Origin of the sequence: Streptomyces calidiresistens (genome assembly GCF_014141525.1) — a bacterium.
In the GTDB taxonomy this organism is placed as follows: Bacteria; Actinomycetota; Actinomycetes; order Streptomycetales; family Streptomycetaceae; genus Streptomyces; species Streptomyces calidiresistens.
On record NZ_VKHS01000993.1, the window covers coordinates 1 to 1,740 of the forward strand.

At 73.7% G+C, this 1,740-nt stretch carries 3 protein-coding genes and 1 pseudogene; all 4 read left to right on the forward strand.

Annotated elements, in window-relative coordinates:
• Nucleotides 1-615: pseudogene (locus tag FOE67_RS24815) on the forward strand (hypothetical protein); the annotation flags it as partial.
• A gap of 93 nt (nt 616-708) precedes the next feature.
• Nucleotides 709-1,107, forward strand: coding sequence for an RRQRL motif-containing zinc-binding protein (locus FOE67_RS24820; RefSeq protein ID WP_182667058.1), 399 nt, complete (start codon nt 709-711; stop codon nt 1,105-1,107).
• Nucleotides 1,104-1,361, forward strand: a complete 258-nt coding sequence (locus FOE67_RS24825; protein WP_182667059.1) for an ASCH domain-containing protein — start codon at nt 1,104-1,106, stop codon at nt 1,359-1,361. Before FOE67_RS24820 ends, FOE67_RS24825 begins: the two co-directional genes overlap by 4 nt.
• Nucleotides 1,292-1,552 (forward strand): hypothetical protein, encoded by a 261-nt coding sequence (locus FOE67_RS24830; protein ID WP_182667060.1) that lies wholly within the window; start codon nt 1,292-1,294, stop codon nt 1,550-1,552. The genes FOE67_RS24825 and FOE67_RS24830 overlap by 70 nt, the downstream gene beginning before the upstream one ends.
• Nucleotides 1,553-1,740: the final 188 nt, after the last annotated feature.

Genomic DNA, 1,740 nt, shown 5'->3' on the forward strand with positions numbered 1-1,740 from the left:
GGGTTCCCCTGCTCCCCGACCCACCGCCCCGCTACCACCTGCGCGGCCGGCGGCACCTGCACCGACTGCGCCATCACCCTCGGCAGCGCCGCCGCCGGGATCGCCTACGACATCCGCAAGGGCACCACGCCCGGCACCGTCACCACCCGCGCCGTCTCCTGGATCACCTCGGCCGCCCGGGCGTCGTGGGCGCCGGCCACCGCCTCGATCGGCGCGACCGGCTGGGCTGTCGGTCTGGGCACCGCACTGATCGGCGCCGGGCTGAACATCTCCGTGACCCGCAGCGAGCCGGGCCGCCGGGCCCTTCTCGTGCGAGGACGGCGAGCCGACCATCGCCCTCACCCACGACCGACGCCGCGCCATCGCCGCGCTCTCCCGCTACTCACGGGAGTACCCGAGCCAGACCCTCCGGGACTACGGGGGCTGTGCCCTGCCGGCTGCGCCTTCCCCTGGTGCGGCCGGGAGGGCTGCCGCACCGCAGACCGCGCCCTGCGGCACAGGTGGCTGCTGTTCCGCCGCCCGGACTCTGCCCGCGGCGAGGACTCCGACTACGAGTGGTACGTCACCGAGGCCCCCGCCGGCACCCCGGACGCCATCGCGGTGGTGAGCGTATGACCGGGCTGACCCCAAAGCAACCCCTTCCATCCTGCGCACCGGCCACCACCCCGACACGGGGTGGTGGCCGGTCTATTCCTGAGAGGAGACCTCGTGCCACGCCGTGTTGCTGCTCATCTCGTCCCGGTGGAGGACGGCCCGACGCTGCCGACCCACGAGTGGGGAGAAGCCCCCGAAGGGCTGGTGACCCGCCGGCAGCTGCGCGATATGGGCCTGAGCCCGGGCGGGCACGGCCCTGTCGGAGACGTCCGGTGCCGGGCGTGCCGGTACCGGCCGCTGCGGGAGTGCACCCGAAAGGCCCTGCTGTACGACGTCGAGAAGGCGGTGCCGAAACGCGTACCGACGTTGGCGCAGGAAGAGGCGCTCGACAAGGCGATGGCGGCCCGGCAGACCTGCGTTCGGCGCCGGGTCCGGCAGGACTACTGCGTTCGGCTCGACACCCGCATGTGCGCGGCCTGCACGGCTCGCGCCGAGATGGAGATCGCCGCATGACGCCACCCGCCCGGGCCCCCGCCGAGGCCCTGATCGGCACCGGCCCGGTACAAGGGCTGACCGTCCGGCAGCCCCGGGCGAGCGCAATCGCCCCCCTCGGCAAGACGATCGAGAACCGCGCCAAGATCACCACTTACACCGGCTGGCTGCTCATCCACGCCGCGAAACGCGTGGACCCGGACGGATGCGCGACACCCCGAGCGACCTGCCCGACATCCGCGTCCGCGGCGCCGTGCTCGCACTCGCCCGCCTGACCGGGTGCCACCAGCCCGCCCCCGCACACTGCGACTCCGCGTGCAGCGACTGGGGCGAACCCGGCCGCATCCACTGGCGCCTGACCGACATCGTCGCGCTACGCGTCCCGGTCCCGGCGCGCGGAGCGCTCTACCTCTGGGCACCCACCGAGCAGCTACGGCACGAGATCGCCGCAGCCCTCCCTCACTGAACACGAACACGGGCCCCACCAAGAGGTGGGGCCCGCAGGTGCGCCCCTTCGCGTGGCAGCTACCGGGCGCACCCCCTCCGAAGAAGGGACAGCCAGTGTGTCCGATGACGACTTCGCCAGTGTCACCGGCCTGGACCGCGAGTTGATACCCGTCCGGCCGCCGGCCCCGGGCCGCTGCCCGCCCGCCC

Bases quoted from the DNA above. Each gene is read 5' to 3' on its own strand.
- FOE67_RS24825 (WP_182667059.1), top strand. From the start codon at position 1,104: ATGACGCCACCCGCCCGGGCCCCCGCCGAGGCCCTGATCGGCACCGGC.
- FOE67_RS24830 (WP_182667060.1), top strand. From the start codon at position 1,292: ATGCGCGACACCCCGAGCGACCTGCCCGACATCCGCGTCCGCGGCGCC.